At 49.8% G+C, this 14,493-nt stretch carries 17 protein-coding genes and 1 CRISPR repeat array; of the genes, 8 read left to right on the top strand and 9 right to left on the bottom strand.

Features of this window, described 5'->3' with window-relative positions; all coding sequences use genetic code 11:
• Positions 1-7: 7 nt before the first annotated feature.
• Positions 8-1,924, top strand: coding sequence for a molybdopterin-dependent oxidoreductase (locus PYCH_RS04810; RefSeq protein WP_013905725.1), 1,917 nt, complete (start codon positions 8-10; stop codon positions 1,922-1,924).
• Positions 1,925-1,963: 39 nt separating this feature from the next.
• On the opposite strand, the gene upp is transcribed toward PYCH_RS04810, so the two are convergent.
• Together upp and PYCH_RS04800 are read right to left on the bottom strand one after the other, a co-directional pair.
• Positions 1,964-2,662: a uracil phosphoribosyltransferase gene (gene upp, locus PYCH_RS04805; protein WP_013905724.1), complete on the bottom strand. Its 699-nt coding sequence runs from the start codon at positions 2,660-2,662 to the stop codon at positions 1,964-1,966.
• A 5-nt stretch (positions 2,663-2,667) separates the two neighbouring features.
• Entirely contained in the window at positions 2,668-3,951 is a 1,284-nt protein-coding gene (locus tag PYCH_RS04800) for a uracil-xanthine permease family protein (RefSeq protein ID WP_048058216.1), read from the bottom strand.
• A 118-nt stretch (positions 3,952-4,069) separates the two neighbouring features.
• Between PYCH_RS04800 and PYCH_RS04795 the strand changes: the two genes are divergently transcribed.
• From PYCH_RS04795 to PYCH_RS04775, 5 genes are all read left to right on the top strand, one after another.
• The gene (locus PYCH_RS04795) at positions 4,070-4,585 is read left to right on the top strand and encodes a rubrerythrin family protein (RefSeq protein WP_013905722.1); all 516 of its coding nucleotides are present in this window, start codon (positions 4,070-4,072) and stop codon (positions 4,583-4,585) included.
• Between the two features lie 80 nt (positions 4,586-4,665).
• Positions 4,666-4,827, top strand: coding sequence for a rubredoxin (rd, locus tag PYCH_RS04790; protein WP_013905721.1), 162 nt, complete (start codon positions 4,666-4,668; stop codon positions 4,825-4,827).
• Between the two features lie 10 nt (positions 4,828-4,837).
• Positions 4,838-5,185 (top strand): class II SORL domain-containing protein, encoded by a 348-nt coding sequence (locus PYCH_RS04785; protein WP_048058215.1) that lies wholly within the window; start codon positions 4,838-4,840, stop codon positions 5,183-5,185.
• Positions 5,186-5,209: 24 nt separating this feature from the next.
• Positions 5,210-5,551, top strand: coding sequence for an iron-sulfur cluster assembly protein (locus tag PYCH_RS04780; RefSeq protein ID WP_013905719.1), 342 nt, complete (start codon positions 5,210-5,212; stop codon positions 5,549-5,551).
• Between the two features lie 286 nt (positions 5,552-5,837).
• The gene (locus PYCH_RS04775; protein WP_013905717.1) at positions 5,838-6,359 is read left to right on the top strand and encodes a ferritin family protein; all 522 of its coding nucleotides are present in this window, start codon (positions 5,838-5,840) and stop codon (positions 6,357-6,359) included.
• A gap of 48 nt (positions 6,360-6,407) precedes the next feature.
• On the opposite strand, the gene PYCH_RS04770 is transcribed toward PYCH_RS04775, so the two are convergent.
• Positions 6,408-6,707, bottom strand: a complete 300-nt coding sequence (locus PYCH_RS04770) for a ferritin family protein (protein ID WP_048058214.1) — start codon at positions 6,705-6,707, stop codon at positions 6,408-6,410.
• A gap of 117 nt (positions 6,708-6,824) precedes the next feature.
• Between PYCH_RS04770 and PYCH_RS04765 the strand changes: the two genes are divergently transcribed.
• Together PYCH_RS04765 and cas2 are read left to right on the top strand one after the other, a co-directional pair.
• Positions 6,825-7,370: a 50S ribosomal protein L16 gene (locus tag PYCH_RS04765; protein ID WP_013905715.1), complete on the top strand. Its 546-nt coding sequence runs from the start codon at positions 6,825-6,827 to the stop codon at positions 7,368-7,370.
• A 42-nt stretch (positions 7,371-7,412) separates the two neighbouring features.
• Positions 7,413-8,487: a CRISPR direct-repeat array (repeat unit 30 nt; unit sequence CTTTCAATTCTCTTTGAGTCTTATTGGAAC).
• 516 nt (positions 8,488-9,003) lie between these two features.
• The gene (gene cas2, locus PYCH_RS04760; protein ID WP_013905711.1) at positions 9,004-9,261 is read left to right on the top strand and encodes a CRISPR-associated endonuclease Cas2; all 258 of its coding nucleotides are present in this window, start codon (positions 9,004-9,006) and stop codon (positions 9,259-9,261) included.
• 131 nt (positions 9,262-9,392) lie between these two features.
• Here the strand turns inward: cas2 and PYCH_RS04755 are convergent, their stop codons facing one another.
• From PYCH_RS04755 to cas5a, 6 genes are read right to left on the bottom strand one after another with little or no spacing between them, the layout of a single operon-like run.
• Entirely contained in the window at positions 9,393-9,698 is a 306-nt protein-coding gene (locus PYCH_RS04755) for a CRISPR-associated protein Cas6 (RefSeq protein ID WP_013905710.1), read from the bottom strand.
• On the bottom strand, positions 9,688-10,353 hold the full coding sequence (locus PYCH_RS04750; protein ID WP_013905709.1) for a CRISPR-associated transcriptional regulator Csa3: 666 nt from the start codon (positions 10,351-10,353) through the stop codon (positions 9,688-9,690). The genes PYCH_RS04755 and PYCH_RS04750 overlap by 11 nt, the downstream gene beginning before the upstream one ends.
• The gene (locus PYCH_RS04745) at positions 10,332-10,991 is read right to left on the bottom strand and encodes an HD domain-containing protein (protein ID WP_013905708.1); all 660 of its coding nucleotides are present in this window, start codon (positions 10,989-10,991) and stop codon (positions 10,332-10,334) included. Before PYCH_RS04745 ends, PYCH_RS04750 begins: the two co-directional genes overlap by 22 nt.
• Entirely contained in the window at positions 10,988-12,568 is a 1,581-nt protein-coding gene (cas3, locus tag PYCH_RS04740; RefSeq protein ID WP_013905707.1) for a CRISPR-associated helicase Cas3', read from the bottom strand. Before cas3 ends, PYCH_RS04745 begins: the two co-directional genes overlap by 4 nt.
• On the bottom strand, positions 12,565-13,758 hold the full coding sequence (gene cas8a2 / locus PYCH_RS04735; protein ID WP_013905706.1) for a type I-A CRISPR-associated protein Cas8a2/Csx9: 1,194 nt from the start codon (positions 13,756-13,758) through the stop codon (positions 12,565-12,567). The genes cas3 and cas8a2 overlap by 4 nt, the downstream gene beginning before the upstream one ends.
• Positions 13,755-14,492 (bottom strand): type I-A CRISPR-associated protein Cas5a, encoded by a 738-nt coding sequence (gene cas5a, locus PYCH_RS04730; RefSeq protein ID WP_237698697.1) that lies wholly within the window; start codon positions 14,490-14,492, stop codon positions 13,755-13,757. The genes cas8a2 and cas5a overlap by 4 nt, the downstream gene beginning before the upstream one ends.
• Between the last annotated feature and the right edge of the window lies 1 nt (position 14,493).

The raw sequence follows: 14,493 nt of genomic DNA, 5'->3' as shown, positions 1-14,493 counted from the left end.
GGGGGATATGAGCAGGGCCTTCTCCGTCTGCATGCGCGACTGCTACGACACCTGCTCGATGATAAGCGAGCTCAGGAATGGCCGCTTAGTCATTAGGGGTAATCCAGAGCATCCAGTAACGAGAGGTTTTCTCTGTCCGAAGGGGGCCCTTCTGCCGAGGTGGTTCCACTCGGAGGATAGGCTCAAGGCTCCGCTCGTAAGGACGGGCGAGAGGGGAACGGGAAGCTTTCGGGAGGTCAGCTGGGAGGAAGCTATAAACCTCGTGGCCCGGAAGCTGAAGGAAACCATCGAAGAACATGGAAGCGAGAGTGTCCTTGTTTATCAATACGCGGGCGACAGAGGCGTGGTTAATTACTACTTCCCGCTTAGGCTTTTCCACTATCTCAACGCGGCGATGCTCGACTACGGGATATGCGACAGGGCCGGCCAGGAGGCTTTGAAGGATGTTTACGGCACCGCAGTTGGCATGGATCCGGATGAGCTGAAAAATCAAAAGCTGATAGTTTACTGGGGCATCAACGCCTTCTGGACGAATCTGCATGGCTTCATGTTGGCCAAACGATACGGGCTTGAAATCTGGACAGTCGACGTCGTGAGAACTGAAACGGCAAAGAAAAGCGACAGGTTCTTCCAGATAAAGCCCGATACAGATGTCCTCTTTGCCTTAGCTGTTGCGAAGCTGATAATCGAGAACGGGCTCTATGACAGGGATTTCGTAAGGGAGAACGTTTATGGTTTTGAAGAATTCAAGAATTACGTAAAAAAGTTGGACGTCAATTATGTGAGTCGAGAGACGGGCCTGAGCGTGGAGGAAATCGAGGACTTTGCCTTCGGCTTCGCCGAGAAGAAGGGGGTAATCCACATCGGCTACGGCTTCCAACGCTCCCTGAGCGGTGGCGAGGCGGTTAGGGCGATAGCCGTTCTTCCAGCTTTGGTCGGCCACCGCTTCGGTTTCATCTACGACATGAAGACCATAGACAAAAGCTATGCCGAGGGAGCGTTCCTGAGGACGAAGCCCATAAAAAGAATCCCCCAGATGAAGCTCGCGGAATATATCGAGCGTGGGGAGATAAAGTTCCTCTACATCTACAACTCTAACCCCCTCGCGAGTCTGCCGAACCAGAACAGGCTGAGGAAGGCCCTAATAGAAAACGACGTCTTCGTAGTCACCCATGATATCTTCCTGACGGACACGGCCCTATATTCGGATGTCGTCTTTCCAGCGAACACTTTCTTCGAGAGGCTCGACATAGCGGACTCCTACTATCACCGCTACGTCGCCCTTAACGAGCCTGTCACGAAAGCCTATGGAAAGTCCAACAGCGAGGTTACGAAGCTCCTAGCCAGGGCCCTCGGCATAGATAACCCCTACCTCTACGAGGAAGATGAGGAAGTGATAAGAAAGGTCCTTGAGCTCAACGGCTTGAGTTTTGAGGAGCTGAGGAGGAAGGGCTTCGTTAAGGTTTTGAAGGAGTCGGGGAGGTGGGAGACGCCGAGTGGCAAGATTGAGTTCTACTCCAAGAGGGCCATTGAGCGCGGTCTATCACCGTTCCCAGAATACAAGCCCCCACAGGGCAACTACCCGCTTCGCCTGCTCAGTCCAACGCACAGGATGACTATAACGAGCCAGTACCACAACACGCACGGCATTATAGATCCGAACCTGTACATGAATCCTGTCGACGCCGAAATGCGCGGAATCAAGGACGGCGATCTCGTGGAGGTCTTCAACGATTACGGCAGGATAAAAACTACCGTGAGGCTCACGGAGGATATTCCAAGAGGCGTCGTCCTTCTCTACAAGGCTTTCTGGCCTTCCCTTCTGGGCTGGAACGTGAACTTCCTGACGAGCGATGAAACCGTTGAGAAATACGGTAACGGCTCCGCCTACCATTCAAGTTGGGTTGACGTGAGAAAGGTTTGAAGGCCTCTGCCCCAGGGAGAGGGGTAGATAAATAGGAGATCACTCAATCGGGTGCACCTGCGGGAGCGTGGTAATCTTCACGGGCTCCCCGAAGGCCCTGTCCCCTGCATCTCCAAGGCCGGGCAGGATGTAGCCTTTGTCGTTGAGCTCTCTGTCAACCTTCGCGACGAATATCTCCACCTCTGGGAACTCCCTCTTTATCTTCTCGATGCCCTCGGGGGCAGCGAGGACGCCGAGAACTATGAGCCTCTTGGGGGTTCCGTACTTCTTGACCTCCCTAAGGACCGTAAGAAGGGTGGAGCCCGTTGCTATCATCGGGTCCGCAACTATGACTATATCCTCCGGCCTTATCTGGGGTATCTTGACGTAGTTCATCTCCACCTCAAACTTCGGAGCCTTTCCTCGCGCGGCCGAGACTATGCCAACGCGTGCGTGCTCGAAGACCTTTATGAGGCCTTCCATGAGGGGTATAGCCGCCCTCAGGACGGTGATTATCACAACGTTTCTCCTGTCTTTCACGATTATCCCTTCGGTCTCCTCGAAGGGTGTCTCAACCCTAACCTTCTCGACATCCATAGTCTTCGTGAGCTCGTAGCCCATGTAGCGGCCGAGCTTGACGAGGCCCTTCCTGAAGGCTATGCTGTCGGTGTTCTTATCTCTAAGCCCTGTCAGGATTTCCATAATATATGGAGAGTCCTCGAAGGAATAAACCCCCTTCCACCTCTTATCCTCAATCATACTAATCACCTCAGTAGCTGGTCGAGTAGTATGGCCACTATAGCCCCAACGGCCATGCCCGATTCGAGGATGCTGGCAACTATTCTCGGGAAGTGTGCCAGGAACTCCGGTGGAAGCTGAGGGGCACCAAGGCCGGCTATGAGGGCCGCCGCTATTATTAGCGTGTTCCTGTCGTTTAACTCGACGCGCTCCTTTATAAGCCTCAGCCCCGTGACGCTTATCATACCGTAAAGGGCCAATGTTAGTCCACCGAGGACAGGAGCAGGTATCGATGCAAGTATGCCTGAAAACTTTGGCACGAGTGACAGCGCGATGAGTATCAGGGCTCCAACCTGGACAACGTATCTACTTGCGACCTTCGTGAGGGCCACGAGTCCGATGTTCTCGGAGTAGCTCGTCGTTCCACAGGCTCCAAGGATGCCCGCAATTGAGCACGCGATTCCCTCGCTCATTATCCCTCTGTTTATGTTCTCGTTCGTTATCGGTGCTTCGGTTATCGCGGATATGGCGTGGTAGTCGCCGACACTCTCGATTATGCTCACCATGAAGGCGAAGAGGAGCGTTATTATGGCGCTGATGTCGAAGATTGGTGTCCCCCAGGGAAGAGGCCTGGGAACGCTGACAACAGGAAGCTCGTGGACGAGGCTGAAATCCACAAGGCCGAGCGGGATGCTAAGTAGGTAGCCTACGACGGCTCCAACTATAACGGGCATGGCCCTGAGAGCTCCCTTAGCCTTCAAGGCCACATAGACAGTAGTTCCAAAAGTCACAAGCCCTATGACCACTGCCTTTGGTATGCTCGCACCGCTCGGGTCAGCGTAGAAGTTGAAGAAGTACTTGACGGCAACGTCCGCCAGCGAGAAGCCGATAAGCATTATCGTCACACCAGTCACGAGCGGCGTGAAGAGCCTTTTGACTTTGCCGACTATGCCTAGACCTCCGACGAGGGCCTCTATAAGGCCACCTATGATGAGTGCCCCTTCCGTCGCCGCCATTCCAAGGCTTGAACCTATGCTTATAAGGCCCGGGATGAAGGCGAAGCTCGAGCCCTGCACTATCGGATAGCGGGAGCCTATGGTGGTCTGCAGGAGCGTCGCGATGCCCATCGCCAGAAGGACCGCCTGAATCATCGTCGCGATTTCTTGTCCCGAAAGTCCCACGGCGCTGCCAACGACCAAAGGCACCGTGACAGTTGCCCCGAACATTGCCAGAACATGCTGGAGACCAAAAACCAAAGCCTTAGAAGGTTCTACCTTTTCGTCGATTCTAACCTTCATTCCGTTCCCCATGAAAGCCCGCCTTGGCTGTGTCGCTCGATTTTTAAAAATTTTTCGGAGCAACTTAATTGCGCTCCAAAAACCATATATACTTCTGGCCGTATTGGATAAATGCACCGAGGTGTTGCGTATGGCGGTTCAGAAGGATATGACAAAGAAGTTCCTGGAGGAGGCCTTTGCCGGAGAGAGCATGGCCCACATGAAGTACCTAATCTTCGCTGAGCAGGCCGAGAAGGAGGGCTTCCCCAACATAGCCAAGCTCTTCAGGGCAATAGCGTATGCCGAGTTCGTCCACGCGAAGAACCATTTCATCGTCTTAGGGAAGCTCGGCAAGACACCCGAGAACCTGCAGGCTGGCATAGAGGGGGAAACCTATGAGGTAGAGGAAATGTACCCGGTCTTCAAGAACACCGCCGAGCTTCAGGGCGAGAAGGAGGCTGTTAGAAGCACCCACTACGCTCTTGAGGCAGAAAAGATACACGCCGAGCTCTACGCCAAGGCCAAGGAGAAAGCCGAGAAGGGGGAGGACATCGAGATAAAGAAGGTCTACGTTTGTCCTGTATGCGGTTACACAGCGGTGGACGAGGTTCCCGAGCGCTGTCCAGTTTGTGGCCTCCCAAAGGATAAGTTCGTTGTCTTCGAGTGAAGCTTTCGTTTTTCTCATTCTTTAAGTTTGAACCACAAACCTTATAAGGCCGAGTTGCTAACATAGGATGGTGCACCCGTATGGCGAAATGGAGATGCACAGTTTGCGGATACATATACGATGAGGAGGAAGGCGATCCCGACAACGGGGTTCTACCTGGAACGAAGTTCGAAGAGCTCCCAGACGACTGGGTCTGCCCGCTCTGCGGGGCCCCGAAGGACATGTTTGAAAAGGTGGACTGAGGTGGTGAAGATGCTTAGCGGAACCATAAAAAGTGGGGACTGGAAGGGGGAGAAGCACGTGCCCGTTATAGAGTACGAGAAGGAAGGCGACCTCGTGAAGATCGAGGTCAGTGTCGGCAAGGAGGTACCCCATCCTAATACACCCGAGCACCACATAGCCTGGATTGAGCTCTACTTCCACCCCCAGGGTGAGAACTTTCCCATAATGGTCGGCAGGGTTGCCTTTACAGCTCATGGAGACCCGCTTACCGAGCCGAAGGCGGTCTTCTTCATAAGGACGAACAAAAAGGGCAAGCTCTACGCCCTGAGCTACTGCAACATCCATGGCCTTTGGGAGAACGAGGTCCAGCTCGAGTGATTCCTTTTCTTTTTGGTGATTACCATGAAAGTCTACATGCCGGAGCGGGAGTGGCCCCCCGAGTACAGGGCCGTTCTGGAAGAGCTGGTCAAGATAACCGACCCCGTAACCGGTGGCAACATCCTCGACTCGGGCGTTGTTGCAGGTCTTGAGGTCGGTGGGAATACCATAAAGGTCTGGCTTCGCTTCGAGAGTCACGCGGAATACAATATAATCGGTGAGAACGCTATCGCCTACTCGAAGATAATCGGCGACATAATTGAGCGCTTCGCCCTACTCAAGTTCGACAACGTCTACGTCTACGACCTGAAAAACAATTTGGTGGGCGTCTTCGAGAACAAAAGGGCTACAAGCCAGAGGACATAACCCGGGAGAGGGGCTGAGTCTCGAGACTTGACCTTTTCAAAACCCAAAAGAAGCCGAGATCCCGGAAGGAGTTGCCTCCGAAGGTTCGGCACGTCGTTGAGGCCCTGAGGAGATTCGGGGATCCAGAGACGGGCCTCAGCATAGTAGAAGAGGGGCTCGTCGAATGCTGGCGATAAACGTGCAGAGAAGAATTCTCAGGGACATTGTCGCTGTGCTGAAGGATGAGGGGTTTAATAGGGTGAGGATTTACAACGAGCTTGGGCTGTTGCTGGAGGAGGGATGAGTTGTGGTTCCGGAACTTGAGGAGGGGCTTCCCTTCGGAAGAATTAAGGATTTCTCCCTTGAGGAGCTTCTGGGAATGGCCATAAAGGCCGAGGTGGGGGCAAGAGAATTTTACATAAGCCTAGCCAGAAGGGTGGAGGCCCAATCGCTAAGGGAGAAGCTTGAATGGCTGGCCGGTGAGGAGAGTAAGCATGAGGAGCTTTTGAGGAAGATTTACGAGAACATGTTTCCTGGGAAGGAAGTCCTGTTTCCCAAGGAGTATATAGGGCCCGAGCTGAAGCCTGTCGCGAGGGAGCTCACTAAGGTAGAGGACATAGTGGACCTGATAAGGTGGGCCATGGAGGCGGAAGAAATAGCTGCAAAGTTCTATGCCGAGCTTGAAAAGATGGTTGAGGGGAAAGATAAGAAGAGGCTCATGAGGTACTTAAGCGACATGGAATTGGGCCACTACTATACTCTCAAAGCCGAATACGAGCTTCTCCTCGACTGGTCCATGTATAGTCAGATGATGCATGTCGGCCCGTGAGCTTCTTATTTTTCCGCGGCGGTGTCGAAAAAAGACAGAGAGAAGCCGTTAGAGCTCTGTCTTTATTCCGGTTTCCTCTTCTACCTCTTTAAATCCCTTCTTCATGTATTCCCCGAGCTCTGGATCCAGCTTTAGGAGGAGGGCCAAGAACTCTCCAACGTGCTCCTTCTCCTCCCTCGCGACGTCAAGGAACACGGCCTTAACATTCTCGTCCTCAACAAGCTCCGCGATCTGCTCGTAGAAGTTTATGGCATCGAGCTCGGCTATGAGGGCCCAGCGGAGGGCTTGAGTGATTTCTTTCTTGGACAATCTTTCCTCTCCACTCGAGATGGGGTTCAGACTGAACATGGACTACACCGAGGGAAGTTTGTTCTCCCCATAGATAACCTTTTCCAAAGGTAGCCAAAACTTTTATAAGATGGCCCCGCGGCCTAAGTTTAGGTCACTCTCATCGGAGGTGAGAACATGGCGCTGAGGCCTGCCAAGATAGACAGGTACGTTGACAAGCCCGCTTACACTAGGAGAGAGTACATAAGGGGTGCCCCTGGTCCGAAGATAACGATATTTGACATGGGGAACCCCGCAGGTGACTTCGAGTTTGAGGTTGCCCTTCACACGGCCGAGCCCGTCCAGATCAGGCAGAACGCCCTCGAAGCTGCCAGACAGCAGGTGAACCGCTACCTTCAGAAGAACGTCGGTAGGAGCAACTACCACTTCAAGATAAGGGTCTATCCCTTCCAGGTCCTCCGGGAGAACCCAATGGCCACCGGAAGGAAGGCTGACCGTTACGGAAACGGTATGCGCAGGCCCTTCGGAAAGCCCATAGGCCTCGCTGCGAGGCTCAAGAGGGACCAGAAGATCCTCAGCATAAGGGTCAACAGGCAGCACCTTAAGTTCGCCATCGAGGGCACTAGGAGGGCCGCCATGAAGTTCCCGTGCAAGTGCTACTATAGGATCTACGACAAGGAGGGCAATGACGTTACGACGAAGATACTCTCTCAGGGCCTCTAATTTTTGCTTTTGTTAAGTCCCCCTTTAGCATTAAGAAGTCCCCTTTCAATTCTCTTTGAGTCTTATTGGAACCCTCAATCGACCTGCCTCCGCGCCAGTTCTTCGAAGAAAACACTTTCAATTCTCTTTGAGTCTTATTGGAACAACCGTGGCTGTTGGTCCGGACGGTTTTGAAGGAAAGAACTTTCAATTCTCTTTGAGTCTTATTGGAACACCCAGAGAAGACCAGTGTCCTCCTACTAGGACCGCCCTTTCAATTCTCTTTGAGTCTTATTGGAACCCAGGACTAAGCACGAGGAGACCGAGCTGTTTCGTGATAGCGACCTTTCAATTCTCTTTGAGTCTTATTGGAACCCCGATTCTCATGATCTTCCTAAAAGAAGAGTCAATGCTTTCAATTCTCTTTGAGTCTTATTGGAACCCGCCCGGGGGCGCCTATGCCGTCATCCGGGCCCGGCCCTTTCAATTCTCTTTGAGTCTTATTGGAACCCGCGGGGGCGGATTCCCGCCCGCATCACGCCCCGAACCCCCCGGAATGGCTTTCAATTCTCTTTGAGTCTTATTGGAACGATTTCCTGAATTTGCTCACTCCAAAATCAGTGAGGACGTGAAGAAGTGCTTTCAATTCTCTTTGAGTCTTATTGGAACCTTCCTCCTCAACCCCTCCCTAACCAAATCCCCGTGCTTTCAATTCTCTTTGAGTCTTATTGGAACGAGCATCCTCAGCGCAATTCGCAGACTCTGAGTCAACTTTCAATTCTCTTTGAGTCTTATTGGAACCACGCCCCGAGGGCCCTCGGAACGGGGCCCCGTATTCTTTCAATTCTCTTTGAGTCTTATTGGAACAAACTCACGCCCAACCACCCCCCTCATTTTTGTTGTCATGCTTTCAATTCTCTTTGAGTCTTATTGGAACGCCCTGTTCTTCGGCAGCTTTATGACGTCGTGCGGGTCTTTCAATTCTCTTTGAGTCTTATTGGAACGACAAAAAGAAGGGAGGTGGTGGGAGATGAAGATTTTCTTTCAATTCTCTTTGAGTCTTATTGGAACCCAGATAGTCCCTTATTTTGTCTTTATTAACTATTCTCTTTCAATTCTCTTTGAGTCTTATTGGAACAGGCGGGCTTTTTGCTTGTTTTCCTCCCTACTCTTCTTAGCGGGTTTGGATTTTATAAGTCTTTCGGCAAAGGGGTCTTAATGAAGCCTTGAGAGGGCTTGAAATGCAATTGTGAGAGTTTAGAACTCGGGGTAAAAGAACTCCTAAAAACCCCAAAATTTCAATGCTCGAAAATGAGCATGAGACTTCCAACGGCCTCTCCGCAAATTAAATCAAAAATTAAGAAATAATCTAACAGCAAGGGGAAAAAGGCACAATTTCAACAGGGTTTTGCGTGAGAGGACTGTTCTCCCCGCCCTACTCCAAATCCCGAAAAAAATTCGTTACAAAATATGTAAAAAATCATAACCAAACGTTACACACTAACAAAAAGTTACTAAAATCTTCCAAACCACTCACAACCCACCATTTGCTCAAATAAACCACACTTTGACTTTTTCGACCAAAATAACGCCCGAGAGCGAGCATCTAATATTTTTCGAAAGGCATAAATTTTCGGATGTCCTATTCTTGATCATGTACGTGGTTGTAGTCTATGATGTTGCCGTTGAGCGAGTGAACAAGGTCAAAAAGTTTCTAAGGCAGCACCTTCACTGGGTTCAGAACAGCGTTTTCGAAGGAGAAGTAACTTTGGCAGAGTTCGAGCGCATAAAGGCAGGTCTTCTCGATATTATCGACGAGGACGAAGATTCAGTGATTATTTACAAGCTTCGCTCTAAGCCAATAAGAGAAGCCCTAGGGGTAGAAAAGAACCCAATTGAAGACATCATCTAATTATGCAAGTGTGTGTTTTTTGTGGAGGTAGGGGGTGTTTTTTCATTTTTTGCCTCGAGAGTTAGCGTGAGTTTTTCACCCTAACCCTTGGGAATAGCGCCCACCATTCTGGGCGATGTGGACGGGTAGAGCTAAGACCATCTCCGGCCTCGTCTATCGTCAGAACAATCGCATCCCTCCACCCGCTCCGTCGTTCCGAAGTACAGCTCAACTGTTCCGGGTTCCACTAAGATGCCCTTTTCGGTTCTTCTGGTCTTTCCAACGGGATAAAGTTTTGAGAGGACGAACTTAACGTCCTTCTTGTTGTCGCGAAGCCTCTTGGCGATCCTCTCGTCTCCGAGGTTAATTGCATTAATGACGAAGCCGTAGAGTGGGCGCGGGTAGTTGTAGGGTATTAAAAAGGGCCGCTTAAAGTGGAGGGTAAGCTTAATCCTCAAGGCAATTACCACCATGGAGTTTTAAGTAGAGAATGCCCGCCCTTGTGACTGTGTAGCTCAATGGTCGGTTCTTGCCCGAAATTTCCTCTACGAGCGAATATCTGAGGAGACTCTTCAGCTCCCTGCTCACCGTAGCTGGTGAAACCCCTAGCTCTTCAGCTATTCTCCTCACACTTTTACCTGCTTTCAGTCCACACAGGATGTTGACCCATCTAATGTTTTTTGGAGCAAGGAATGGGCCAAGCTCAAGAGAGATGAAGCCGGAAAGGTTCTCGAAGTCGCTCTCCACCTTCACCCTTGCGTTATCCAGAGTTATAGCCGCGAGGAGAATCGCGACGCTTAACGGCCTCATGCCACCGGAGAGGATTGCTATAACCCTCCTGTCCTCGGTTAGATTATCCTCAATGGCGTTTTTTATTTCAAGAACCATTTTCTCCCCGCTTGTTGTCAAAAGTTCAATAACCTTGAAGCTTTCCTTACCAACAAGTGGAGTCGTTATATCTTTAATCGCGCGAAGAGCATTTACTGTCCTTTCTTCTGCCTGGTAACCATTTGGGACAACGGCAAGCAGCCTGTCGCCTTCTTTTGTCTGGTTCCTCATGAGAGCGCGTATTATGAACTTCTCATCGAACCCTACCGGGAATACCGCAAGCAAGCTTCCACCTCCCGGCGGGTAAAAACGGCTTTCATAACTTCTTTTCCCAGCATGGTTTGTTCTCCTCCCCTGTTTTTTAGCGCAGAATAGTTGTCGGCAAGTGAAATGGGGAGTAGGAGGGCGTAAACTGCGCGGATGTTTGAACTAAAAACTTTTATCATCCAGTCCCGGAACTCATCTGGAGCAGTCCAGGGCACACTTTTTGGTATTTCCGCTCCGATTAAGTCTTCAATAACTTCTATGCAATCGGAATGGAGCTTTAAATTTCTCGGCTTTCTGGGCGGCTTCTCCCTAACCCAGTCATGATGGTGGAGAAAAATCGCAATAGTGGCAATTTCACTGGCTTTGCCGAACTGCTTCAGTACTTCTCTCGCAACAAGTGCCGAATAAAACTCGTGATAGCGAAAGCCTTGTTTTGCATCTTGGAACTCCTCAAGGCACTTACCGACGTCGTGGATTGCATATGCTTTGAGGAGAAGCTCTTCTGCCCTAACCTTTTTCAGACCAAGAACTCGCGAAAGGAATTTTCCATAATTCCTCGCAATGTATATTCTCTCTATAAACCTGAGCCCTTCCGTTATATGAGCCTCCATACTCTCAATACATCTTCCGTCTTTGAAGTAGGCACAGCAGGTCATACTATACCACGCTCCTCGTCGTATTTTCCGGTGAATTTAACCGCTATGACCTCCCCGAGGGCTATCCTCTTGGCAACGTTGTAGGCGTCCTCTAGCGAGCGTAGAGAAAGTTTTCTTTCCCCTACAATTATTTCAGCAAGTCCTTTCTTATACAGCTCCAATAACCTCTTAGGTGAAATTAAGACGGTTTCCCCTTCAACTTCAAGTGGAATCAAGAAGTCCCTAAGCAGAGGTTCATTCTCCTTCGTTATGAGCTTTATTTCGTCGAGAACATCTTTTGAGCGCTTTCTTGGATTCTTTAGGAGACCATAGAGCTTTTTCATGAGGCTTCTATTCACACCGCGCATAACTTTGGATATTGTTTTTCCGTGTACTTCGTCAACTATTTCCTGATATGTCCACGGGATACGAGGGTTTAATTCGGATGCTTCTTTAATGAGGTTGATAGTTTTCTTAACTTTCTCCCCATTATAGGGGCCTGCTGGAGCGTCCTCCATGATTATTATCTCAGCTTTTCTCTCGTTGTACCGTGCCACTCTCCCGAAGCGCTGAAGGAGTGAGTTTATTGGAGCTGCATCAGTAATCATAAGGTCAACCGAAAAATCAACGCCAGCCTCTATGGCCTGTGTGCCGATAACCAGGAAGCTCTCCTTATGTTTCCATTTTCTCAGCTTCTCTATTAGTTTCTCCTTGTGGCTTGGTTTCATTCTGCCGTGAATTAGCATTATCTTGTCCTCATTAAGGCCGAGCTCAGCGGCGTTTTCCTTTGCCTGGTCAAAGATCTCTACGGCTCTCGATACAGTGTTAACTATTATAGCGTTCCTTTTGGCGTTATCGATGAAGTCTAGAGGATTTCCTGTTTGGAATTTAATTTTAAACTCCTTTCTTAGCTCACGTTGAATAAAGGGGTCGTCTTCTTGGGGTATCAGGATTTCAAAGTCGTATTCATTCTTTCTCGCATATTTCCTGAAAAGCTCAACATAACCCTTTGACAGCGTCGCCGTCATAACAATTATCGGAACGCAGTTGTCAGTTAGGAACTCGAGAACTGCAAGAAAGGCAGTTTTCATCTTTGGCTCTTCGAGGATGAAGTGGGCCTCGTCGAAGATGACGAGTGAGGTTAGGATTGACGCCTGCGTGAGGTAGTCGTAGCCAAACTCGCTTCCCTTGTCCACTTGAATAATCTTCTTTGTGTTGAGCTTGAGAACGTCCCAAGTGAAAGTATCCACTGTGGTGATGTTGAGGGGAAATAGGTGGAGGAATTCCTCACTCGATCCCATCATCTTCGTTCTCGAAAAGCCAAATGCTTCTTTGGCAGTACGATCAATATCCTCTATAATCGAGCGCATTGGGAGGACATGAATAACTCTGTCAAAGAGTGAAGCGTCTTCCATCGAATAGAGGGCAAAAGAAAAGCTGAGGGATGTTTTGCCGTAGCCTGTCGGAGCCTGAACAACAAAAAATGGAGCTTCTGAGGAAAGTATCATATCAAAGGCCCTCTCTAGGAGTGGCCGCTTTTCAGGTTCAAATCCCTTTATCTCACCGAGTCTTTTCACAACCTTATCGTAAGCATTCACACGAGCACCTCCAAGTGATGCTCCTGCATGAACGCCCTGAGGACCTTTCTCAGCTCTCCGCTTGCCTTTCCCGTTCCCTCAAGCAACCCTCTACCTTGTCTGAAGATTCTAAATACTGAGTCCTCTATTAGCTCCTTCCTCCCAGCGTTCACAGCACGATAAAGGTCTTTAACGAGAATATATGCTAACAGTTCTCTATCACCTTCTATCCCTTTTCTTAGCTCTCTCTCAGCTATATTCACAAGGGCCCACAGAGGATACCTCTCTACTTCAATATTGTCTTCTTTGAGTTTGACCTTCAGGTTCACACCCATCGCCATGTAGTTTTCAATTCTCTCAACATAGGCCAGGAGGTAATTTGAGAGTTCCCTGAGGTCGAGTTGGAGCGTTTTTAATTCTGTGTAAACTTGGCCCTCGAGGCTAATTAAGTGGAGCGTCACTGGATAAATCTCCTCTAACACGTTCATTTTCTCTTCGGCTAGCTTCATGGTTATTTTCAACTCATATAGCTCCTCCGTCTCGAGTCTAGCCCTGCTTTCTATACCCGCGTTCGTCAGAATAAGCAAGCTGTCAAGAATGTCTTCGATATCTGGAAAGTATGCCTCAATGCCAGGCTTCGTCATTAAGTAATATCTTCCGTCAATAAATCCAGCAAACGCTGTAAGGAAACCAGTAGAGAGTATAGCAAGCCAGAGAGGATCGAGGTAAATTTGAGCCTTTTGCCCCGCGGTTGGCTTAAGAAAGTCGCTCTGAAACTCATAGTACTCTGGTTGCTTTACCACTGCCGGACTTATGGCATACTGGCCATTGTAAGGCTGGCCGAGGTAGGTGCCGTTCTTGTCCCACTTAATGCTTCCCAGGGATTTTGCGGGATCAAGCTTTCCGGAGCGTAAGAGCTTAACAGCTTCCCTTATCGCAAGCTCAAAGAGCTCCGTGTAGGTGTCTGGGGCCTTAACACCATACCATGCTGAGAGGAGCTTATTATAGGAGCTCCTATCGTTCCTGCTCATACGCGATGAGTTCATTCTCGCTCGCTTTTCCAGTGTGTCCATAGAGTTTTCAAGGGCATCCGCAAAATCATCCGCATTGGGCGAAAGGCCTGCGTCTATAACAACCCACGAAAGGCCCAGCGTCATTAGTTCTCTCGAAAGTCCCTCGAAAGGCAACTTGGCAATAGCTTCAAGTATCATAAAACCACCTCCTCACCATCCAAGGAGACAACCTTGAGTGCTCCTCTGACTGTGACCTCTTCCTCCGGGTAGAACATCACAATGAAGGAAGTGTTTGAGTAACTTCCGATGCCCTTCCTCCAGTCAAAGACGGCTTGGAGAGCTCCCCTACCCTCAACCTCCTTGCCAGTGAAAGGAAATGCATAAGATGTCCTCGCTTCATCCGCTTCGTGAATCTCTACCCTCCCGCTCTCAACGCTCTCAACGCTCACCACTGACTCCCGTGAGCCGAGTCTGCTTATCCCCCACGCAGCTCTTTCGAAGTCCTTGAGACTGTAAGAACTTGCTGATATTGCCTCTTCCTTGAGCAGGTAAACGATTGACATAGAATAGTCCCGCTCGCCGTACATTACTGTGAAGGGCAGCGAAGTTATTGCACTCTCAACGCTACCCCTATGAAGCCGATTTATCTTGAGTATCGAGCCATATGCCTTCGACTTTCCACTCATCTTTATCGTGGTCCAGAGGAAGATGCCCCTCAGCGTATCGGCGGCACTTTTCGGGTTCTTTCTCTCCATCAGAGTTTCCTTACGCTCGCCTTTTATATGAAAGAGAGGATAAGCTATGGCCCCTATCAGCGTGCTCGGAGGAATGTAGCGAAGGGCGTTGCGCATCTTACTTTGGGGTAGTGCTCTGAGAGCAATGATTCCCGTGGGGTTCACTTCAACTTTTAAAAAGAAAACCAAGAGGACCACC

The organism is Pyrococcus yayanosii CH1 (assembly GCF_000215995.1).
GTDB lineage: Archaea > Methanobacteriota_B > Thermococci > Thermococcales > Thermococcaceae > Pyrococcus > Pyrococcus yayanosii.
This window is presented reverse-complemented; position numbering and strand designations above follow the sequence as displayed.